This window comes from Phaeobacter italicus, from assembly GCF_001258055.1.
GTDB classification, from domain to species: domain Bacteria; phylum Pseudomonadota; class Alphaproteobacteria; order Rhodobacterales; family Rhodobacteraceae; genus Phaeobacter; species Phaeobacter italicus.
In genome coordinates, this window is the sequence record NZ_CVRM01000011.1 from 344,084 (window position 1) to 365,890 (window position 21,807).

Annotated in this window: 20 protein-coding genes; 10 read left to right on the forward strand and 10 right to left on the reverse strand. The window is 59.8% G+C overall.

Annotation, left to right across the window (positions count from 1 at the left end; translation table 11 throughout):
* Positions 1-84: 84 nt before the first annotated feature.
* The 10 genes from mdoH to NIT7645_RS04950 all read right to left on the reverse strand — a co-directional run bounded on the left by mdoH (position 85) and on the right by NIT7645_RS04950 (position 12,070).
* Entirely contained in the window at positions 85-1,989 is a 1,905-nt protein-coding gene (gene mdoH / locus NIT7645_RS04905; RefSeq protein ID WP_008562012.1) for a glucans biosynthesis glucosyltransferase MdoH, read from the reverse strand.
* Complete coding sequence (locus NIT7645_RS04910; RefSeq protein WP_037302463.1) at positions 1,986-3,509, reverse strand: OpgD/OpgG family glucan biosynthesis protein; 1,524 nt, start codon at positions 3,507-3,509, stop codon at positions 1,986-1,988. Before NIT7645_RS04910 ends, mdoH begins: the two co-directional genes overlap by 4 nt.
* Positions 3,506-4,777: an OpgC family protein gene (locus NIT7645_RS04915; RefSeq protein WP_008560116.1), complete on the reverse strand. Its 1,272-nt coding sequence runs from the start codon at positions 4,775-4,777 to the stop codon at positions 3,506-3,508. Before NIT7645_RS04915 ends, NIT7645_RS04910 begins: the two co-directional genes overlap by 4 nt.
* 22 nt (positions 4,778-4,799) lie before the next feature.
* Complete coding sequence (locus tag NIT7645_RS04920) at positions 4,800-6,164, reverse strand: tetratricopeptide repeat protein (protein ID WP_008560993.1); 1,365 nt, start codon at positions 6,162-6,164, stop codon at positions 4,800-4,802.
* Positions 6,165-6,537: 373 nt separating this feature from the next.
* On the reverse strand, positions 6,538-7,737 hold the full coding sequence (locus tag NIT7645_RS04925) for a CaiB/BaiF CoA transferase family protein (protein ID WP_037302861.1): 1,200 nt from the start codon (positions 7,735-7,737) through the stop codon (positions 6,538-6,540).
* Positions 7,724-9,388 carry a thiamine pyrophosphate-binding protein gene (locus NIT7645_RS04930; protein ID WP_050686243.1) on the reverse strand — a complete coding sequence of 555 codons (1,665 nt, stop codon included), beginning with the start codon at positions 9,386-9,388 and terminating at the stop codon, positions 7,724-7,726. Before NIT7645_RS04930 ends, NIT7645_RS04925 begins: the two co-directional genes overlap by 14 nt.
* Positions 9,389-9,495: 107 nt before the next feature.
* Entirely contained in the window at positions 9,496-10,092 is a 597-nt protein-coding gene (locus NIT7645_RS04935; protein ID WP_370728091.1) for a DUF302 domain-containing protein, read from the reverse strand.
* A gap of 103 nt (positions 10,093-10,195) precedes the next feature.
* A complete protein-coding gene (locus tag NIT7645_RS04940; protein ID WP_037302858.1) occupies positions 10,196-11,266 on the reverse strand; it encodes a YeeE/YedE family protein in 1,071 nt (356 codons plus the stop codon).
* Between the two features lie 8 nt (positions 11,267-11,274).
* On the reverse strand, positions 11,275-11,610 hold the full coding sequence (locus tag NIT7645_RS04945; protein WP_008563162.1) for an ArsR/SmtB family transcription factor: 336 nt from the start codon (positions 11,608-11,610) through the stop codon (positions 11,275-11,277).
* A gap of 19 nt (positions 11,611-11,629) precedes the next feature.
* Positions 11,630-12,070, reverse strand: coding sequence for a thioredoxin fold domain-containing protein (locus NIT7645_RS04950; protein WP_008559323.1), 441 nt, complete (start codon positions 12,068-12,070; stop codon positions 11,630-11,632).
* Positions 12,071-12,334: 264 nt separating this feature from the next.
* Here NIT7645_RS04950 and NIT7645_RS04955 point away from each other — a divergent pair, with 264 nt between their 5' ends.
* From NIT7645_RS04955 to NIT7645_RS05000, 10 genes are all read left to right on the forward strand, one after another.
* Positions 12,335-13,072: a cytochrome c biogenesis CcdA family protein gene (locus tag NIT7645_RS04955; protein WP_008561092.1), complete on the forward strand. Its 738-nt coding sequence runs from the start codon at positions 12,335-12,337 to the stop codon at positions 13,070-13,072.
* A gap of 39 nt (positions 13,073-13,111) precedes the next feature.
* Entirely contained in the window at positions 13,112-13,717 is a 606-nt protein-coding gene (locus NIT7645_RS04960) for a thioredoxin family protein (protein WP_008559567.1), read from the forward strand.
* A gap of 188 nt (positions 13,718-13,905) precedes the next feature.
* Positions 13,906-14,382 (forward strand): sulfur oxidation c-type cytochrome SoxX, encoded by a 477-nt coding sequence (gene soxX, locus NIT7645_RS04965; protein WP_037302462.1) that lies wholly within the window; start codon positions 13,906-13,908, stop codon positions 14,380-14,382.
* A 52-nt stretch (positions 14,383-14,434) separates the two neighbouring features.
* The gene (gene soxY / locus NIT7645_RS04970) at positions 14,435-14,851 is read left to right on the forward strand and encodes a thiosulfate oxidation carrier protein SoxY (RefSeq protein WP_008561156.1); all 417 of its coding nucleotides are present in this window, start codon (positions 14,435-14,437) and stop codon (positions 14,849-14,851) included.
* 48 nt (positions 14,852-14,899) lie between these two features.
* On the forward strand, positions 14,900-15,229 hold the full coding sequence (soxZ, locus tag NIT7645_RS04975) for a thiosulfate oxidation carrier complex protein SoxZ (RefSeq protein ID WP_008558797.1): 330 nt from the start codon (positions 14,900-14,902) through the stop codon (positions 15,227-15,229).
* Between the two features lie 76 nt (positions 15,230-15,305).
* On the forward strand, positions 15,306-16,157 hold the full coding sequence (gene soxA / locus NIT7645_RS04980; RefSeq protein WP_008558825.1) for a sulfur oxidation c-type cytochrome SoxA: 852 nt from the start codon (positions 15,306-15,308) through the stop codon (positions 16,155-16,157).
* Positions 16,158-16,255: 98 nt separating this feature from the next.
* Positions 16,256-17,953, forward strand: a complete 1,698-nt coding sequence (gene soxB / locus NIT7645_RS04985; protein ID WP_008559152.1) for a thiosulfohydrolase SoxB — start codon at positions 16,256-16,258, stop codon at positions 17,951-17,953.
* A gap of 76 nt (positions 17,954-18,029) precedes the next feature.
* Positions 18,030-19,301, forward strand: a complete 1,272-nt coding sequence (soxC, locus tag NIT7645_RS04990) for a sulfite dehydrogenase (protein WP_008558749.1) — start codon at positions 18,030-18,032, stop codon at positions 19,299-19,301.
* Between the two features lie 58 nt (positions 19,302-19,359).
* Positions 19,360-20,382 carry a c-type cytochrome gene (locus NIT7645_RS04995; RefSeq protein ID WP_008561475.1) on the forward strand — a complete coding sequence of 341 codons (1,023 nt, stop codon included), beginning with the start codon at positions 19,360-19,362 and terminating at the stop codon, positions 20,380-20,382.
* A gap of 137 nt (positions 20,383-20,519) precedes the next feature.
* Positions 20,520-21,770, forward strand: coding sequence for an Hsp70 family protein (locus NIT7645_RS05000; protein ID WP_008560892.1), 1,251 nt, complete (start codon positions 20,520-20,522; stop codon positions 21,768-21,770).
* Positions 21,771-21,807: the final 37 nt, after the last annotated feature.

Below are 21,807 nucleotides of genomic sequence, written 5' to 3' on the forward strand. Positions count from 1 at the left end.
GCCTTTGCTTGTCTAATGTATTCGTGAAGTTCCGGGATTTCCTCTGTTGAGCGGACGTGATTTCACAAATAGAACAATTGCCGATTATTCCGCTGCGGTGCGGCGGGCGGCTGCGGTTTCCAGTGCCAGCCGCAGGGTTTGACGGCGGGCTCTGGCCAATCTCGTGATCCGTGGTTCTGCATAAACCTCTCGCGTCGCCAGGAGGGCTTTTGCGTAGCGTTGCAAGGGGACACCCGAAAGAGCAGACAGCGGGATTGCCAGAACCAGTGAAATCGCAATCGGCAACAACCAGAGGGAAACGACCCCTGCGATGATCCCGGCCCAGAGGATAAGCCCGCTCACCGTTTCGAGCGCGTGGCACGTGGCAAGGGTGCGCCAGGAATAGCTGCCGCCATCGCGGGCCTGCGGGGACCAGCCTTTTTGCAGGCCAAGTGCCGTGCGAAAGACTGCGATCATCTGCTGCACCATCAAGATGGGGGCATAGAGGATCGCGAGAAGGATCTCTGCCATGAGCGACAGGGAGAATCGCCCGCCACCGCCATACTCAGAAAACCGCGCCCCGGTCATGGGTAGGGCGGCCACTGCCAGCAGCTTTGGCGCCAGCAGCATTGCGTAGATCAGCAAAATGACCAGCACATGGCGCGGCTCTGACATATCAGGCCAGGACGGCATGGTGGGGTTTGCTTCGCTGAAATAGGTCAGGACAGATGTGTCCTCTCCTGTGCCGATCAGCGCCCAGATCACCAAGAGAGCAAACCAGACAGGTGCCATCAGATACCCGATCGCACCATGCAGAAGATGGAAGCGGGACAGGGCGCGAAAGCCCTTGGCGTTCAAAAGATTCAGGTGCTGCAGATTGCCCTGGCACCAGCGGCGGTCCCGCAGGACGTGATCGACTAGCGTCTGTGGGGTTTCCTCGTAAGACCCGCGGATGCGCGGCAGGAATTTCACGCTCCACCCGGCGCGACGCAGCAGACCGGCTTCGACAAAGTCGTGGCTCATGATCAGCTTTTCGCCACCAAAGGCAGATCTAAGCGGGGGCAAGCCCGCGCAAGTCGCAAAGGCCCGGGTGCGGATGATCGCGTTGTGACCCCAGTAGTTGCCTTCGTGACCGGCCCAGCGAGCAAGCCCTTCAGCCAAGGCAAGGCCGTAAACACCATTGGCGAACTGCTGCATCCGGCCAAACACCGATTGCGCACCGATGAGCTGCGGATAGCTCTGGATCAGCCCTGCCCCGGGATCGCGTGACAACGCATCCGCCAGATGAGCAATGGCGCGCCCGGTCATCAGACTGTCTGCATCCAGAACCAGCATCGCGTCCCAGCCAGCGCCCCAGCGGCGGACCCAGTCGGTGATGTTGCCGACCTTGCGGCCCTGATTGTCGGGGCGACGGCGATAGTAGAGCTGTGCGCCATCCGGCAGCATCGCCCGCAGCGCTTCGACACTGGCGCGCTCTTGCTCCGCAATTGCATCATCGCGAGTGTCAGAGAGGATGAACATTGCGTACTGATGTGCGCCGCCGCGTTCCTGCAGTTCTTCCAGCATGGAATGCGCATTGCCCAGCACATACCAGGGGACCTCGTTGTAGACCGGCACAAGAAGGGCCACTTTCATCGGTTCCGTGCGTCCGCGTCCACGGGCCCGTGGGCGGCGTGACAGCCCCCAAAGGCCAAGCAAGACGGTCGAGACAGAGAAGCTGATCCAGAAGAAATTGAAGGCGATCAGCACCAACAGGACAACTTCCAGCGCAGAAAACCCGTCTGCAGCAAACCAGTCCTTCATGCCCCAGGTCAGCAGCCCAGTTGCTGCCATTGCCGGCGAAAAGGCCAGGATCCGCCAAATCGCCACATTGCGTGCGTTTCCGTCCGTCGCACCGGCCGGGGCTGCGCTGTCCTGAAAGCGCACCGCGAAATCCTGCTCTGGCATGGCAAGCGGTTGCTCGGGCGGGGTCAGTGCCGCAGAGGCAGTGAAAGGGTCGGTTGGGGTCATCTGGTCCACCGGTATAGCCAAACTTCGGACGCCGGTTCTCCGTCCTTGCGCAGTTCCGCGCGCAGTTCGACGTGATCTCGTTCACCGGGGTCGAAGGAGAACGCAAGCCGGACACCGCCCGTTTCAGGGTTGTCTTGCAATACACCGGCAGATGTTTCCACATGCGGTGAGCTGACATGGGCCGTCAGCATGTCGGCCCCATCGGCAAACAAAGGATGCGCTGCAAAATCGATGGTCATGATCCGCCCCGGATCGCCAAAGATCCGCGCGCCGGAGGCGGTGTTGATGACCCGTGGAGCTGCCAGTTCGGGATCCGCGCCCCACGTCAGACGGTAGGCTATCGAAATCTCGGACCCCGGCGCATAGGTGTCGCGCGGCCGCCAGTAAGCTACGATATTGTCGTAGATTTCCTTGTCAGCGGGGATTTCGACCAAGGTCACCGACCCTTTGCCCCAGTCGCCCTTGGGCTCTACCCAAAGCGAGGGGCGTTTGTGGTAATGGGCTTCGAAGTCTTCGTAGTCCGACAACAGGCGTGGCCGCTGCATCAGGCCAAACCCGCGGGGGTTCTCGTCCACAAAGGACGACAGCTGGAGCTTGGTCGGGTTTGCAAGCGGCCGCCACAGGGTTTCGCCGTTGCCGTTGACGACCAAGAGGCCGTCGCTGTCGTGCACCGCAGGGCGGAAATCGTCGAACCGGTCCCGGTTTGTCTGATCGTAAAGGAACATGGACGTCAAAGGCCCCAGCCCGATATTGTCCAGTTCTTCACGTGCAAACAGGGTGGCCTCGACCTCCATCACCGTGTCTTGGCCCGGCAGAATGTCAAAGCGATAAGCTCCCGTCACAGAGGGAGAGTCCATCAGTGCATGGACGACCATGTTTTTCTGTCCGGGTACCGGGGCTTCCAGCCAGAACTTGGTGAACTCGGGGAACTCCTCGCCAGCGGGATCTGCTGTTTTCACAGCAAGACCACGTGCAGACAGGCCATAGTTGTTGTTTGATCCAATTGCGCGGAAATAGCTGGCGCCCTGAAAGACGCAGAATTCGTTTTTCTTGCCCGGCTCTTTCAGCTCGGTGCGAAGACGAAAGCCGGAATAACCAAGGGTGTCGTCAAGGCTGAGATCGGGGGCCATGTCTGTTTTGTCAAACAGCGACAGATCAAAGGCGACATTCTCTGCGACGCCATCAATCACTGTGTTGATTTCAATCGGGCGCGGGAAATAGAGCCCCGGCAGGAAGAAATCGACGTTGTAGCTGCGCGGGGTTTTGGACCACAGGGCGTCATGGCTGCGGAACCAGCGTGTTTGGTATTCCTCATAGGTGAGGTTGAGCCAATCCTGGGGCACGCTTGGCCGTGGGGTGTAGTCCTGGCCAGCCAGGTCACGGGCCATGGCAACGACCATATCCTGTGAAAACGCGGGAAGACCTGTGGCGCGGGCAGGTGCCGCAAAGGCGCCAAGCGCAATGGGTGCGGTGCTTGCCAGGGCCATCGTCAAAAAAGCGCGTCGCGTTACTGTGCTCATTTTTTGGTCTTCCAAGGGTGTGATTTGAACCAGGCGGCGGTATAGGCGCAGCCGATGATCAGGGCAAAACCGAGAAGGTTGAAAAAGGCGGTGGTCAGCACCGACCGGTTGGTGAGATCAAGCCCGAGCCCCAGCAGACGGGCCAGTGCCATCGAGAAAACAAAAACCGCGAGCGATTGCTGGCCAACCTTGGAAATAATCCGCAAAAGACCTGCCCAGATCCGCGCAGCCAGGCTGTGGCCGGTCGCGATCAGGTGTTTGCCTCCTTCTCCTGCCGCCACCCACGCCAGATAGGCGAGCGCCAGGAAGTGGCCATAGCGCAGCAAGCCGAAATCTGTTTTTTCGCGCCATTCAGACGTCACTGCCCATGTGGGGCGGATAAGATCACCCAAGGCAGGCATGGCGGCGTCCACCCACAGGAACACCTTCCAGGATCCGAAGGGGGCAAGCAGAACCAGATAGGCTGCGCTCAGTCCAATGAGCCATTTGGAAACCGGCGGAGCAGGCAGCCAGCCTGCCATAAAGGCAAAGCCGGTAAAAAACAGCAACTGCCAGCCGAAGGGGTTGAAGAACCACTCGCGCTGCGACCAGGGCTCGGCGGAAAGGCCAATGCCGTCGGGGCCAAAGCCGGCCATATAGGGATTGGCAAGGAGCCAGATGCCGATGGACGCAGCGGCCACAGCCCAAAAACCGATCCGCTCGAGCCCCATCATGACAGGCATCAACCCAAGCACCACCAGATACATTGGCAGAATGTCAAAATAGTTGGGCACATAGGCCAGTGTCATCAGGCCAACGAGCTGGGGGACGGGGTTTTCAAAAAAAGGTTTGAGATTGAGCGAGCCGATATAGCTCTTGTCGAAGCCGCCGTAGAGATCGAGTGCCGCCATCGTCGTTGCGATGAAAACAAACAGCCCGATATGGGCCCAGTAAACTTGCCAGCAGCGGAAGATGACGCGCGCCGTGCCAATCAGCCAGCCGCGGCGTGCAAAGGTGCTGCCAAAGGCAACGGCCGAAGCCATTCCCGAGCAGAAAACAAAGATCTCTGTGGCGTCAGAAAAGCCGAACCGGGCGGGGATCCAGCCGGTCCAGCGGTTGCCGGGGATGTGGGCGCACAGAATGATGAACATCGCAATGCCGCGAAAGAAATCCAGTCGCGGGTCGCGTGCCCGACGCTGAGGCGCCGGAACCTGAGGAGGTGCCAAGCGATTGGCAACCTCTGTTGCATCGCCACTTTGATTGGCGGGGAAGGGCGAGATGTTCGCCATCTGTGTCCGTGTCCTTACTTGGTTATTCGGCTGGAACGCTTTGGGCGGTGGAGGACCCACGGCCTTCTGCGATCAGCGCGCGGCGGGCGAGGGCAAAGCTGTCTTCGGCGCCTCCGCGTTGGGTGCGGCGGTCGTTCAAGATGGCTTCGACCGCATCCAGGCGGCCCGCCCGCAGGCCCGCATCAATGGTGACGCGCTCAAAGACATCACGCTGGGCGTGGCTGCCACCTGCCAGCTGCAGGCTGGAACGACCGTGAGAGAGATGGATGAAGGCGTCTTTGTAGTCCCCTTCGCCAAAGGCTTCGAGCCCAAGTGCGAGGCTGCAGCCGGGGGTTGCCATGCGCCCATCGCTCTCGCTGGCGCCGCGGCGGGCATCTGCGTGGATGCGTTGGACCAGTTTGCCTGTGTCCGCCTTGCGATTGTCACCAACCAGCGCCAGGAGGTAATGCAGATCGGCAAAGATCAGACAGCCATCCTCGGTCCGGTTGGCGCAAAGTTCAGCCAGCTCTTCCCAGCGGTCGCCGATGGCGACCCCCTCAAGCTCCAGCCGCATCAAGAGTGATGTCGCGTTGGAAATGTCGCGATAGTCATCGGTTTTGTCCTGGCGAATTTCCCGATCATAAAGCGCGAGCACCTCGTCGGTCTGGCCCTGATCGAGATGCATCAACGCCTTGTGCCACCAGACGTGGTAGCGGAAGTTGTTGCAATGTGCCCAGGCCTCCTCGCGACCGGACAACCAATCAAGCCCAGCTTTGGAGTTGCCCGTCATGTCATGGACATGGGCGACAGCATGCAGTCCCCAGGCATCGTCTGGCGCCATCCAAAGGGCCTGGCGACCTGTGGCCTCTGCCAGTTCATATGCGCCGGTCTCTTCCAAGGCGAAGGCGTGACAGCCAAGCAGGTAACCACGTCCCTTGTGGGCCGGGTCATAAGAGGGCAGCACACGTTCGATCGACCGACGCATGCCTGCGCTGTCACCCAGAATAAACCGGATCGCGTGGCTCATCTTCATGGCGAGAGAGTCCTGAGGGTGCTTGGCCAGCACGGCCTCCATTTCGGCAATTGCGGCAGAGGGGCGGCCATCAAGCCATGCACCCAGCGCCGCAATGAAATGGCGCTCGCGCGGCAAAGCGGCTTCCTCTGTTGCCTTGGCTGCGGCATACGCTTCATGGGCCGTCGGGATCAGTTCGGACCGGCCCAACAGCAGAAGGAACATGCCTTTTGCTGCCTGTGCCATGGCAAATTCTGGTTCGGCTTCCAGAAGAGCACCCAAATGCTGGGGCGCGGCGGCGGAATGCGCCAGAACAGCCATCTGCACGCCGTTCCAACTTTCCAGCGCGGCCGCGGTCTTGAGGCTGGTCTCCTGGCCAAAAATATCTTGCATCATCGTCTGTCCGATCCGTGTAAAAAACGAAAGCAGGGGTGCTTTGATCCGAGGTTAAAGCACGAAATAGCCTCTCGCGATGCCCGCTCGCGGTTTGGTGATGTGCCGTGTGTGAAATAGCGGTTTTCAGCCACTAACTGTGACAATTTCGGGCGATTTCCTGCATTTTTGACGTTCTGGCAAGGGGGTATCGCAGGCGTTTGGCCAAAGCCTGCCTGTTTCTGTAACACTCGGCCAAAAGTCGCCGGTTAAATGCATGATTTCAGGGGGATAGCACGACGTTTTCTGAAACATTCGGGCGCCGCAAATGCAAAACAGCGACCCAGGGGTCGCTGCTGCGTTTGCTGTTCGAATCTTTGTCCGGGTTCTGTCGTTGTCACAGCGCATCAAACGGGTCGCCGTCTTGCTCCAGAACGTCAGTGCTGCTGCCACATGTCGGCGGTGCATGACGATAGGTTACGGGGGTGCGGGACAGTTTGAGCGGGTTGCCAAGCAATTGGACCGGGCCAGCCTCGGACTGCATTTCAATCGCCATTTTGCGGGCCGCCACCTGGTCGGAGGCAAAGACCTGGTCCAGCGTTTGCACTGGGCCTGCTGGCACTTTTCTCTCTTCCATTGCGGCGATTACCGCGTCGGTCGTGTGCTGGCGGATCGCAGGCACGATGATGTCCGCCAGGGCGTCGCGGTGCTCCAGTCTGGCCGGGTTGGTGGCAAAACGAGGATCCCGGGCCAGTCCCTCCAGACCGAGAAACTGCAGAAAGCGGCCGAACTGGGAGTCGTTGCCGACGGCGAGGATCACATGACCATCAGCGGTCTCATAAAGCCCATAGGGCACAATGCTGGGATGCTCGTTGCCGCGCCGCTTGGGGGCACTGCCAGTGTTCAGCGTTGCCACCCCTTCGTTGATCAGCCAGGCGATCTGGGCATCGACGAGGGCAATGTCGACCTGCTGACCTTCACCTGTCTGCTCCTTGTGGCGCAGGGCGGCGAGGATGCCGACACAGGCATACATTCCGCACATGACATCTGCGATGCCAACGCCAACCTTCATGGGGCGGCCATCAGGTTCACCGGTCAGGGACATGATGCCGCCGTATCCTTGGGCCATCAAATCATAGCCGGGCTTATGGGCGTTGGGGCCGGTCTGGCCGTATCCGGAGATCGACCCATAAACCAGATGCGGAAAATCCTTGCGCAGGCTGTCATAGTCGAGGCCGTATTTTCGCAGACCACCCGGCTTGAAGTTCTCCAGAAGAATATCGGCATGGGCGGCAAGACGGCGGATCGTGGCTTGGCCGTCAGAGGTGGTGATGTCGACTTCGACCGAACGCTTGTTGCGGTTTGCGGACATGAAATAAGCGGACAGGTCTGATTGATTGCCCTTGGCATCGACAACATAGGGCGGGCCCCATTGACGGGTGTCATCCCCTCCGCTGCGCGGGTTTTCGATCTTCAGGACCGTGGCGCCGAGATCCCCCAGCATCTGGGTACAGGTGGGCCCCGCAAGAATGCGCGACAGATCCAGGACCTTCACCCCGCTCAGGGGGCCATGAGGGAGGGTATCAGATGAGGCCATCATATGCCTCCCGGTCAAATTCCGCGGCAATCACGGTGAAACGATCTGCTTTTTGGGCTGCGGCAAGGGCCGATCGCAGGCTGTCGCGGTCGCGGACACGGACGCCGTGACCACCAAAGGCGGCGCCAATGGATGCAAAATCATGTTGGCCAAAGTCAACTCCTGCATTGTCCAGCTTGCGCTGGCGTTGCTTGAGATCGATGAGCGCAAGGCTGGCGTCGACAAAAACCACGAAGATCGGCGCAACGCCAAGTTCAGCAGCGGTCGACAATTCACCTGCCACCATCAGGAAACCTGCGTCACCCGAAAAGCTGACAACCGGGCGGTCTGGCTGTGCGAGTTTGCGCCCGATCGCCATGGGAACGGCACAGCCCATGGTGCAAAGACCGGAAGATTGGATCAATGCCCGTGGCTCGTGGCAGTGCCACATCTGCGACAGCAGGATCCGATGGGCGCCGCTGTCTGCTGTTGCAAGCGTGTTTGCGGGCAGCGCCTTTTGGCATTCATCGATGATGGCAGCCGGGCCCCATGCCTGATCGCGCGCAAACGCTGCCGCAAGGCCAGCGCGTGCCTTGGCAATCTGTCCGTCGGGCCAGCGGTCAGGGGTAGCATCTGGTTGATCAGCGAGTTGTGCGCCAACCGTCAGAGCCCGCAACGTGGGGGCGAGACCTGCAACCACTGTGAGGGTGGCATCGTGCATGTAGTGCGTGTTGTCCTCAGCCGCGATATCGATCACACGCTGCTGGCCGCAATCCCAGGCATTTCGCCAGCCGGGGCGCATTTCGATGGGGTCGTAACCGAGGGCGAGGATCAGATCGGCGTCCTGCACAAGCGGCAGCAAATGCCGGTCGGCGAGGGGAGACAACCCGGCCCCACCCAGACACAAAGGATGGTCCTCTGGCAGAATGCCCTTGGCTTTGTACGTCGTGACAAACGGGATCTGGTGGTGTTCCAGAAATGCCTGCAGCGCGGGACCGGCGTTTTGGGTCAGCGCATCGAGGCCGACGATCGCGAGCGGGCGCTCTGCCTCTTCCAGCCAGCCGCGCGCCTGCGCAAGGTCTGCGGGCGCTGCCTGCGTCGCTCTTGCAGGCGCGATGCGGGGGCGGTGGCTGCCTGCGGGGGTGTCGGCGACAGAGATCGGCACGTCAATATGCACCGGGCCGTTGCGCTCGGCTGTTGCGATGCGCAGGGCCTTGTCTGCAATGACCCCGGCCGCCTCTGCATCCAGGCGAAAACTGGCCTTGGTGATGGCAGAAAAAACCGCCTGATGATCAAGCACCTGATGGGTATAGGTTGCGGCTTCGGCGGCATCGACACACCCTGTCAGCACCACCATCGGCACCCGGTCCTGATGGGCATTTGCAACCACATTCACACCGTTGAGCGCACCCGGCCCGAGGGTTGCGACAAGAATGGCCGGGGCCCCGTCGCTGTGATGCACACCTTCGCCCATGAAACCTGCACTGTTTTCGTGCTTTGCCAGATGAAAGGTGATCCCGGCCTTTGTCAGTGCATCCACCAATGTCAGCACTTCTCCGCCGGGCATGCCAAACGCATGGCGGCACCCCGCATCATAAAGGCGCTGTGCCAGCACATCGGCGGCACGCAATGGAGCGGTGTCACCGCCATCGGTGGTGGTGGTTTCAGTCATCTGGGAAAACCCCTTGTGGTCGCGTCGTGGTCAATCTGATGGGGCCAAATTGCCGGAACCCTGTGTAAGTGCAAGGCTTCTCACGCGGGTGTGAGGATTTGCGCGCATCAAGGCCGAGTTGTTACAGATTTTTGCGCAATTGCTGCAAGATAGCGGTCCAGTTCCGCTGCTATGTCAGCGAGCTCAGCGCCGCCGTCGTCGAAGTAGGGGGCAAAGACGTGGGTGGCGGTCTTGTAGGAAAGTGTTGCGCTTCCGTCGGTGTTTTCGGTGACATAGAGCCGGACAGGTGCTTCGATCATGGCTGGGGTCGAATGCGCCAAGATCCGCACGGCAAAGTCATTGTTGAAAACGCCAATGACCCGATTTCCGGGGATGGTGATACCACGGGCCGCTGCTGCCTTGGTCGGGCCTGCCTGTGTTACAACAATCAGACCCTCTTCCTTGGTTGCCGCGATCACGTCCTGGACGAGGGTTGGGAAATCCTTGGCCGATGGATGCACCGCCCACCCCTGTCGCGCCGCCATGTCACCACCATGGGCGAGACGGGGCAGGGCGACCAGCAGCAAAAGCGCGCAAACACCGCATAGCGCGGCCAGTGTCAGGTGAGACCCGTTGCCGCGATCTGCAGTGATGGCGCGCGCCTGATGACCCGAGCGCCCCATTGGGACAGGTCGTTCTGCATTGGGCCGAACATCATGGAACATCGCTAAACTCCGCCTGCCGCCGTGTATGCCTGTATCAAACTTAGCTGGTTTGCGGTTGGGGCAAAATCACATTGCCGTTTGCGCGCGCGGGCAGGCCGGTTTGTCACGCGGCGCGGCGAAAGCCCTCGATCAGCTGTCGCAAGCCGATGGCCGCTCCGACCAGAATGGCCACAAATGTCACGGGGGCCGAGACAGCCAACAGTGAAAATGCGCTCAGGCCTTGCCCGACTGTGCAACCCATTGCAATGACGGCGCCCGCCCCCATGATCGCGGCCCCTATGATCTGGCGGCGCAGTTCGCGGGGGTCATCACAGGCTTCCCACCTGAAATGCCCCTTGAGGAGCGATCCGATAAAGGCGCCGAACCAGACACCAGCTACCGACCCCACGGCAAAGCTGAGTGGGCGCAGGCTCCCGGTCATTGTCCAAAGAATGGTTTCGCCAAGGGGGGCGGAAAAGGAGTGTGACACAACGGGGATCGCATCAAACCCGGTGCGGGCGATGTAGGAGGTGCCAGCCCAGCCACTTATCACGGCAAGGGCAACCAGCGCGGCCCAGCCGATAGAGGATGGGGTTGCGATGACTTCACGGCTTTTGGCAGAGAAAGCCAGGATGAGCGCACCGATTATCAGACCGACGGCGGGAACGGACAGGCCTGTGATTGCTGACAGCTGTTGCGCAATCCCCTGGGCGGTGTGGCTGGTGATTTCTTCCTGATGAAAGACCGCATCCCTTAGCGGCGCAAGCGGGCCCGTCAGAACCACATAGGTGGACACACCCATCACCAGTACGATCACAAAACTGCGCAGATCCCCCCCGCCCAGTCGGGCAATCGCGCCATAGCCGCACATGCCGGACAGCGCCATGCCATAGCCAAACATCAATCCGCCCAGAATGGACGCCATGGGCATCCAGCGGACCGCGAGATATTGCGACTGCACGGGATCCAGCCAGCCAAATGCGATCAGGGAGAAACTGCCGAGAATGGACAGGCCGATGGCCATGCCCCAGGTGCGCATGCGCAGGCTGCTTCCGCCGTACAACAGGTCTTCGATCGCGCCTAAGGTGCAGAACCGGCCAAGCCGGGCAGCGAGCCCCAGCAGAATGCCTCCGAATAGACCGACAAGCGCCGTAAGATGCGCATCACTAAGGTGGTCTGTTGCAAAGGCAGGTATCACGTTTCTCAGCTGTCTTTGCAGAACAATTCGTAGACAACTTCGAGAATGCGGCGTGGGCGGTCATCGGCAAGTCGGTAGTAAATTGCCTTGCCCTCGCGGCGGGGGATGACGAGCCCCTCCAGGCGCAAGCGCGACAATTGTTGCGACACCGCAGCCTGACGCGCTGACAGCAGCTCTTCCAGCTCGGTCACCGATTTCTCGCCCGAGACCAAGTGGCACAAGATCATCAATCGTCCCTCATGGCTGATGGCCTTGAGAAAGTTGGATGCGCGGGTGGCGTTGTCCACCATCGTGTCGAGATCTTCGGGTGCCATGTCGGCTGAGAACTGAGGCAGGGCCATGTCGTTTGTCTTTCCTGGTTCAACCATTGTGGTCAGCGGCAGTATCGGGCGCAGGCGTCGGGCGCTGGGCCGTCTCCGGGTCAAAGCTGGTGTGCTGCTGTAGCAGCTGTGTCAGCAGGGGCCAAAAGAAATCTTCGCCCGGGTAGCCTTCCAGTCTGGCCATCTCACGTCCCTGATCCACGATCAAGAAGGTTGGCGTAAATGTGACCCGCCGTGACAAGGCGACATCATCGGGCAGGGCCCGCAGATCCGCCCGGCGCAGTGGAGCAAAGGCGCCTTCGGCTGTCTTGGGGTAGATCGGGGCGATTTCCTCGTTCCATCGGGCGCACCAGGAACAGCCGGGTTGCTCAACCATCAAAAGCTCTGCGGCCCACACCGGTGCCGTTCCCCCGATCGTTGCGCACAAGACCGCAGCAGCAGTGGCCAGGCGGCGCGCGGTCTTGCGAAGCGGGTGAAACATCTTGAGCTGACCTCTTGCAAGGTTACGGTTTTGGGCGGCTTGAATGGCCGCCGACTGCTAAAAGACATAGACCATTGCCGCCCAGAAGGTACGTTGATGACACAGCTACCAATCCAGATGGTCGTTGACGATGATCTTATCGCTGTGCCTATATGTACTACAAAATTTGAATATGTGAATAGTGAAGCGTTTTTCACAGTGTGAGATCGCGGATTTGTTACAGTGGTGTCCGGGCAGCGGAAGGCGAGAGAGGGCAAGAGGGTCATGCTGGAAATTTCCCTTGCGGGGGCGCTCTTTGCTGGGTTGCTGAGCTTTTTCACACCCTGCGTCCTGCCGATGGTGCCTTTCTATCTTTCCTACATGGGTGGCTTGTCGATGGCAGAGCTGCGCGGCAAGGCCGTGATAGCCCCCGGTGCCCAACGCAGGCTTGTGCTGGCGTCCCTTGTTTTTGCCGCCGGGGTGACGACGGTTTTCGTGCTGATGGGGATGGGTGCGACTGCGCTTGGTCAGCTTTTTGGTCAGTATATGGACGTGCTCTCCTATGTGGCGGCGGTCATCTTGCTGGCATTTGGGCTGCATTTTCTCGGCGTTGTCCGCATTCCCCTGCTGTACCGTGAGGCCCGGATCGACAGTACCGCAGAGCCGTCGACATTGGCGGGTGCCTATTTGATGGGGCTTGCATTTGGGTTTGGCTGGACCCCCTGTGTCGGGCCGGCGCTTGCGTCGATCCTGATGATTGCGTCGGGGATGGGGGATGTTTGGCGCGGCGGGGTGTTGCTGTTTGTCTATGGTGCTGCGATGACGACGCCGTTTGTTGTGGCGGCTTTGTTTGCAGGGCCATTCTTATCGTTCGTTTCGCGTCACCGGGCGGCCTTTGTGTGGGTGGAAAAGGGGATGGGCGTTATGCTGATCCTGTTTGCAGTGCTCATTGCCACAGGCGGCGTGCGTTACATTGCCGAGGCAATGATCCGCTGGTTTCCCGGATTTGCAGCCATCGGCTGAGGTCTATTGATCCGCGAAAAGCTGAGAGGAGTTGATCAGATGAAGCATATCTTTGCAGCAATTGTTGGCGCAGCCCTGGCTTTGCCCTTGCTTGGGCTGGTGGGCGACAGCGGGCGCGTTGTGGCGGCGGAACTGGGGGACGATGGCCTGCACAAGGCGCCTTGGATGCGCGAGACGTTCAAGGACCTGCGGGAAGACCTGGAAGAAGCCAATAGCGAGGGCAAGCGACTTGCCCTGTTCTTTGAACAACGCGGCTGTGTCTACTGCACGAAGATGCACGAAACAGTGTTTCCGCATCCCGATGTTGCCAGCTACATCACCGAGAATTTCTTTGTCGTGCAGCTGAACCTTTATGGCGATGTCGAGGTCACGGATTTTGACGGAGAGACGCTCTCGGAAAAGGACATGGCGCGCAAGTGGGGCGTTCTGTTCACCCCGACGATCCTGTTTCTGCCACAGGAGGTAGGTGATGTTCCGGCCCCTCAGGCTGCGGTCGCTACAATGCCTGGGGCCTTTGGCGTGGGGACGACACTTGATATGTTCACCTGGGTGAACGAAGAGCGGTATGCGATTGATAACGGTGAAGATTTCCAGCGTTATCATGCCCGCCGAATTCAAGAGCGGGACAACGGATCGACGGATTGACGTAGACCCAAAGTGGTGATCGTTGCCCCGGTTGATGGCGGGGTGGGACGCGCGCGTCAGGGGATTGTCGTGGGGAGAAATAAAAATTCAAATTAATGAATTTGATGTTGCGTTGCGCAGCGTGCCTCGCCTAGGGTAAGGGGCAGCGAAGCACGCCGACAGCGCGTGAAAAGCCAATGGGAGGAAACATGAAGCATATATCTCTGACACTGGCGGCGTGCCTTGTCGGCACGGTTGCGCTGGCGGGCGAGACCGCGCCCAAAGAGGTTGTCTACGATGAGTATGGCGCCGTTGAGACCTCGCTCAGCGGGGTGGCAGGTGATGCCGCAAGTGGTGCGCTGCTGGTTGGCGACAAGTCCAAAGGAAACTGTGTGGCCTGCCATCAGGTGAGCGCGCTGGCCGATGTGCCGTTCCACGGCGAGATCGGCCCGTCGCTTGACGGGGCTGCCGATCGCTGGAACGAAGCAGAGCTGCGCGGACTGGTTGCCAACGCAAAGAAGACCTTTGAGGGCACCATGATGCCCGCATTCTACAAGGTCGATGGCTATATCCGCCCGGGCGATGCCTATACCGGCAAAGCAGGTGCGGAACCGCTGCCGCCCATTTTGACGGCGCAGGAAATCGAAGATGTGGTCGCGTTTCTGGCGACCCTCAAGGAAGACTGACGCTTAGGGTCATTGCATCCCCAAGCGCCATCAACGTCAAAGGAGACATAAGATGGAGTTCTCTCGTCGCGACACGCTTGGCCTGGGCCTGGGCGCCGTTGCCCTGACCATGCTGCCGATGCCGGTGGTCGCTGCTGCGGACGACCGCATTGCCGAGTTTACCGGTGGTGCGGATATGGCTGACAGCGGTCTGACCCTGACAGCGCCGGAAATCGCCGAAAACGGCAATACCGTTCCGATCGAGGTGAGCGCACCGGGCGCAACTGCGATCCTCGTGCTGGCAACCGGCAACCCGGAGCCGGGCGTGGCGACCTTCAACTTTGGTCCGCTCGCAGCGGTTCAGGCGGCTTCGACCCGTATCCGTCTGGCAGGCACGCAGGACGTTGTTGCTGTGGCAAAGATGGCGGACGGCAGCTTTGCCAAGGCCAGCGCAACGGTAAAAGTGACCATCGGCGGCTGCGGCGGCTAAGCGCGAGCCGGTTTCAGGTTCGCCCCAATCAATTCAGGAGTTCACGACATGGCATCCGGTGTAAAACCCCGCGTCAAAGTCCCCAAGAAAGCCGCAGCCGGTGAGGCGGTCACTATCAAGACCCTCATCAGCCACAAGATGGAAAGCGGTCAGCGTAAGGACAAGGAAGGCAACGTCATTCCGCGTTCGATCATCAACCGCTTCACCTGCGAGTTCAACGGCGAGAGCGTGGTCGATGTGACCATGGAGCCCGCGATTTCGACCAACCCGTATTTCCAGTTCGAAGCCACAGTCCCCGAAGCAGGTGACTTTGTCTTTACCTGGTACGACGATGACGGGTCCGTCTACACAGAGCAAAAGTCGATCGCGATCGGCTGATCCCTTCCGGATCCATAGGCAAGCGCCCGGTCCGGCCATTGGTCGGGTAGGGCGACCACCCAAGGGAGGAAACATCATGAACAATAAGGCAATCACAGCAATTGCCATGGCGCTGGCCTTGCCCGTCGCCGCCTACGCAGAGGCGGATGACGACACGCTGGTCGTCAATGAAGAGATCGAAATGGTCACCAAGGCGGCGGCGCCAGCCCATCTTGCGGACACTCTGGATGAGGTGATGTCTGGTTGGCATTTCCGCTCTGATGAGACCCAGGCGTTGCAGATGGATGACTTTGACAATCCGGCGATGGTCTTTGTTGATCAGGCAATGGACACCTGGACCACGGTAGAGGGCAGCGCAGAAAAATCCTGTGCCTCTTGCCATGACGATGTCGAAGACAGCATGGCCGGTGTGCGCGCGGTCTATCCCAAGTGGAACGAAGCCGCAGGTGAGGTGCGGACCCTCGCCATGCAGATCAATGACTGCCGTGAAAACCAGATGGGCGCGGAAAAGTGGAAATACACCGGCGGCAAGATGTCTGCGATGGAGGCGCTGATTTCGGTGCAGTCGCGCGGGATGCCCGTCAACGTGGCTATTGACGGGCCGGTCCAATCCACCTGGGAGCAGGGCAAGGAGCTCTACTATACCCGGACCGGTCAGCTGGAGCTTTCCTGTGCCAATTGCCACGAAGACAACTATGGCAACATGATCCGTGCGGACCATCTCAGTCAGGGTCAGATCAATGGCTTTCCGGTGTACCGTCTGAAAAACACCAAGCTGAACACCGCGCATGCCCGCTTCAAGGGCTGCGTGCGCGACACTCGGGCCGAAACCTACAGCCCGGGTTCGGCAGAATTCGTTGCGCTGGAGCTTTACGTTGCGTCCCGCGGGAACGGTCTGTCGGTCGAGGCACCGTCTGTTCGCAACTGATTTTCGTGGCCCCGCGTCAGGCATGATGCGGGGCGCGCTTCCCTCTATTTCATTCAAACATGCGAATATATCGCGTGAAGCAGCAGAAAGAACAACCCATGATTTCGCGGCGTGATTTCTTGCAGGTCTCAATGGCGGCCTCCGCTCTTGTTGGGGCCTCTGGTTTTGGCAACTGGGCGCGGCTGGCAGCGCAGCAAAAACTGACACAGGATCAGCTCTTGCAGTTTGACACCTATGGCAACATCAGCCTGATCCATGTGACCGACATTCATGCGCAGCTGAAACCGATCTATTTCCGCGAACCATCCATCAATCTGGGGGTCGGTGCGAACAAAGGTCATGTGCCGCACATCACCGGCGCAGACTTTCGCAAGGCCTATGGCATCGCTGATGGCAGCCCGTCCGCCTATGCGCTGACCTATAACGATTTTGCGTCCCTTGCCGAAGGCTATGGCCGGGTGGGTGGGCTTGACCGGGTCTCCACCATAATCAACGCGATCCGCGCCGATCGGCCTGATGCGCTTTTGCTGGATGGCGGTGACACCTGGCATGGGTCCTACACCTGCCATCACACCGAAGGCCAGGACATGGTCAATGTGATGAACGCGCTAAAACCGGATGCGATGACCTTTCACTGGGAATTCACGCTGGGGTCGGACCGGGTGAACGAGATCGTCGAAGGGCTGCCTTTTGCGGCTCTTGGCCAGAATATTTTCGATGCGGAATGGGATGAACCGGCCGAGCTGTTCAAACCTTACAAGTTCTTCGACCGTGGCGGCGCAAAGGTTGCGGTGATCGGCCAGGCGTTCCCGTACATGCCGATTGCAAACCCCGGCTGGATGTTCCCGGAATACTCCTTCGGGATCCGTGATGAGCATATGCAGGACATGGTTGACGAAGTGCGCGCCGCTGGCGCGGATGTTGTCGTGGTTCTGTCTCACAACGGGTTTGACGTCGACAAGAAGATGGCCGGTGTGGTCAGCGGTATCGACGTGATCCTGTCCGGTCATACCCATGATGCGTTGCCCGAACCGGTTCTGGTGGGAAAGACGCATATCATCGCATCCGGCTCCAACGGCAAATTCGTCTCTCGGGTGGATCTGGACGTGCGCGACAGCCAGCTGAGGGGGCTGCGGCACAAGCTGATCCCGGTGTTTGCGGACGTAATCGCGCCCGACCCGGTGATTTCCAAACTGATAGATGAACAGCGCGCGCCGTATGAGGCAGAGCTGGCAGAGGTGATTGGCCAGACGGATGAGCTGCTTTATCGGCGTGGCAATTTCAACGGCACCTGGGATGATCTCATCTGCGACGCGCTGCTGAGCGAGCGAGAGGCTGATATTGCCCTGTCGCCCGGTGTACGCTGGGGGCCATCCTTGCTGCCGGGCGATGACATCACCCGCGAAGATATCTGGAACGTCACCTCCATGAGCTACGGTGCGGCCTATCGCAATGAAATGACAGGCGAGTTCCTGAAGGTCGTGATGGAAGACGTGGCCGACAACATCTTTAACCCCGACCCCTATTACCAGCAGGGCGGTGACATGGTGCGGGTCGGTGGCATGGGCTACCATATCGACATCACCAAGCCGCAGGGCGAACGGATCAGCAATATGACATTGCTGAAGACCGGAGAGGCGATTGATCCGGCCAAGACCTATACCGTGGCTGGCTGGGCCAGTGTGAATGAAGGGACCGAAGGTCCGCAGATCTGGGATGTGGTCGAAAGCCACATTCGCAAGATGGGCACTGTCACTCTTTCCCCGAACAATTCCGTGCAGGTGTCGGGCGCATAAGCCCGGCACTCGCCAAAAATTTTTGCGCTGAAAAATTCATGAAAGTGAATTTTTCGATGTAAGGAGACGATCAGAAATGACTGATAAGACACATGACGCCAAACCGTCGCGCCGCCAGTTTCTGGCCGGTGCTGCTGCGGTTGGGGCAGGGGCGGTGGCGGGCGGCTCTGCTTCGGCTGCCACGCCCGACCCGCTGATTACGCAGGTGCAGGACTGGGCCTCTGGTCTGGGGGACGGGGTAGATGCGACCCCCTATGGCCTGCCGATCCAATACGAAAGCGATGTGGTGCGTCGCAATGTGGAATGGCTGACGGCGGACACGATCAGTTCGATCAATTTCACGCCGATCCATGCGCTGGATGGCACCATCACACCGCAGGGCTGTGCGTTCGAACGCCACCATTCTGGCGCGATTGAACTGCGCAAGGAAGACTATAGGCTGATGATCAACGGCCTGGTCGACACCCCATTGGTGTTCACCTATGCGGATCTGGAACGCTTCCCGCGCGAAAACCGCGTCTATTTCTGCGAATGCGCGGCGAATTCCGGCATGGAATGGGCTGGTGCGCAGCTGAATGGCGCGCAGTTCACCCACGGCATGATCCACAACATGGAATATTCCGGTGTGTCCCTTCGGACCCTGCTGGAGGAGGCAGGCGTCAAACCTGAGGGCAAATGGGTCTACGTGGAAGGCGCGGATGCGTCCTCTAACGGGCGGTCGATCCCGCTGGAAAAAGCGATGGATGACGTGCTGGTCGCCTTCAAGGCCAATGGCGAGGCGCTGCGCAAGGAACACGGCTATCCCGTTCGTCTGGTGGTGCCCGGTTGGGAGGGCAACATGTGGGTCAAATGGCTGCGCCGGGTTGAGGTCATGGACCAGCCGGTCGAAAGCCGCGAGGAGACATCGAAATACACCGACACACTCGCCAATGGGGTCAGCCGCAAATGGACCTGGGAGATGGATGCAAAATCCGTCGTCACCAGCCCCAGCCCACAGGCGCCGATCACTCATGGCCCAGGGCCCTTGGTCATCACTGGGCTGGCATGGTCCGGTCGCGGCGCGATCGCTGGCGTTGATGTTTCGCTGGACGGTGGCAAGAACTGGCAGGAGGCGCGGCTGGCGGCGCCCGGTACTGACAAGGCGCTGACCCGGTTTTACCTCGACATCAATTGGGATGGCTCCGAGATGCTGCTGCAAAGCCGCGCGCGCGACACGTCGGGCTATGTGCAGCCCACCAAGGCACAGTTGCGCGAGGTGCGTGGGTTGAATTCCATCTATCACAACAACGCCATCCAGACCTGGTGGGTCAAGGCAAACGGGGAGGCGGAAAATGTCGAGGTTTCTTGAAGTGTTGACGATACCCACTGAGAGCAGGCGGAACGTTGTTGCAGCGGCTGTTTTATCTATGGCGGTTGCCTCGCCCGTTGCCGCAGAGAAATTCGGCCTCGGCCGTCCCGCCTTGCCGGAGGAAATCGCGGCTTGGGATCTGGACGTGGCGCCGGATGGCACCGGCTTGCCTGCGGGCTCGGGTGATGTGTTCACCGGCGAAGAGGTCTTTGCCGAGAAATGCGCGGTCTGCCATGGCGATTTTGCCGAGGGCGTGGGCAATTGGCCCAAACTCGCGGGCGGGCAGGGCACGTTGGACCACGAGGACCCGCTGAAGACAGTGGGCAGCTACTGGCCTTATCTGTCGACCACCTGGGACTATGTGAACCGCTCCATGCCGTTTGGCGATGCGCAGTCGCTGACGCCGGATGAGGTTTATGCCATCGTGGCCTACATCCTTTATTCCAACGATCTGGTGGATGACGACTTCGTGCTGTCGGATGCGACGTTTGCCGAAATTCAGCTGCCCAATGCAGATGGGTTCATTCTGGACGACCGTCTGCAAGCCGAGAAGCATTTCTGGACAGACAGCCCCTGCATGGAAAACTGCAAAGACAACGTTGAGATCACGATGCGCGCACGTGTTCTGGACGTCACGCCGCAGGAGGCCACAGCCGACGAACCGCCAGCCGAGACCGGTGACGACGTTTTACTCGCCAGTGCAGAGACAGAGGCAGAACCCGAGGCCACGCCGGAGCAACCCGAGGTCGTTGCGCTGGATCCGGAGCTGGTTGCGAAGGGGGAAAAAACCTTCAAGAAATGCAAGGCCTGCCATCAGGTGGGTGAGGGGGCAAAGTCCAAAACAGGTCCGGTTCTGAATGGCATTATCGGGGCCCAGGCCGGGGCGGCAGAGGGCTTTCGCTATTCCAAGGCGATGGTGACCGCAGGTGATGCCGGTCTGGTCTGGAACGAAGAAGAACTGGCAGCGTTCCTTGCCAAACCCAAAGCCTACATGAAGGGCACCAAGATGGCCTTTGCCGGGCTGAAGAAGGACGCGGATATCGAGGCAATCATCGCCTATCTGCAGTCTCACTCGCAGTAGCGGTAGACAACGCCGTTGGCCCCTCGGTCTGCGACCGGGGGGCTGTTTTATGTCTTTGACCTTTTGCTCTTGTTTCTGTTCAGGCCATCGGATAGCCACGTCGTCCTTCTTTTGGCGGATTTGTAGCAGGTGCCTTCATGACTTCTCCCAATACGCTTGGTATCGACTTTGGCACCTCCAACTCCGCTGCTGGGGTGGCGGTCAACGGCGCAGCTTGGCTGATTGAGGTGGAGCCGGGCGAAACCACTTTGCCCACAGCTGTTTTCTTTGATGTGGACACGCACAAGATGGTGATCGGACGGCGGGCAACGCGCGCGCTGATCAACGGCGATGAAGGACGTTTCATGCGCGCATTGAAGAGCCTGCTGGGCACGCCTTTGATGCGGGAAAAACGCCGTCTGGGTGGCGAGTTGGTGGATTTCATCACTGTTGTCGCCCGATTTCTGGGCGATCTGAAATCCCGCGCCGAGGCCGCAACCGGCCAGACCTTCACCCATGCGTTGTCGGGGCGACCGGTTTTGTTTCATAGCAAGGATGCAGACCGCAATGCGCAGGCAGAAGTGGATTTGCGGGCCTGCTATCTTGCGGCAGGTTTTGAAGACGTGCGGTTCATGCTAGAGCCGGAAGCCGCATTGCGTTCGGCGCAGGTCCACCCGGGCATTGGTTTGATCGTCGACATCGGCGGCGGCACCTCGGACTTTACGGCCTTTGACCAAAAACCGGATGGGTCCACTCGCATTCTTGCCTCACATGGTGTGCGACTGGGCGGGACCGATTTTGACCGACAGCTGAGCATCGATCATGTCATGCCGCTGTTGGGGCGCGGAACGGCGATCCGGAACACATTTGGCGATGGCGCATTGCCTGCCCCAAACCGTATCTTCAACGACCTCGCGACCTGGCAGATGATCCCCTTTCTCTACGCCGCTGACAGCCGCCGTGCGGCTGCGGATCTGCTGAAGAACGCTGTCGAGCCAGAGAAGCTTTCGCGTCTTGTTGCGGTGCTGGAAGATGAACTGGGCCATGACCTCGCATTTGCGGTTGAACGCGGGAAAATCGCCGCCAATCAACCTGATAGGGAGGCTGCGGTCATTGATCTCAAGGTTCTGGAACGGGGGCTGTCTGTCCCGCTGAGCAAACCCGATATGATGGGCAGCCTTGCAGATGACGTGGCTGCGATCGGTGCATGTGCGGAAGAAACGCTGTCGCGCGCCGGTCTTGCGCCCTCGCAAGTGGAGCAGATCGTTTTGGTCGGCGGCTCTGCTCTTTTGGGGGCGGTGCAGTCGCAGATGCGGTTACTCTGCCCCTATGCAGATTTGCGCTGCGACAATGCCATGACTGCGGTTGCCGATGGCCTGGCGCTCGCTGCAGCAGAGGCGTTTGCCTGATCTGGGCCTTCCAGCGGGGTCCCTGTGCGCGCAACGC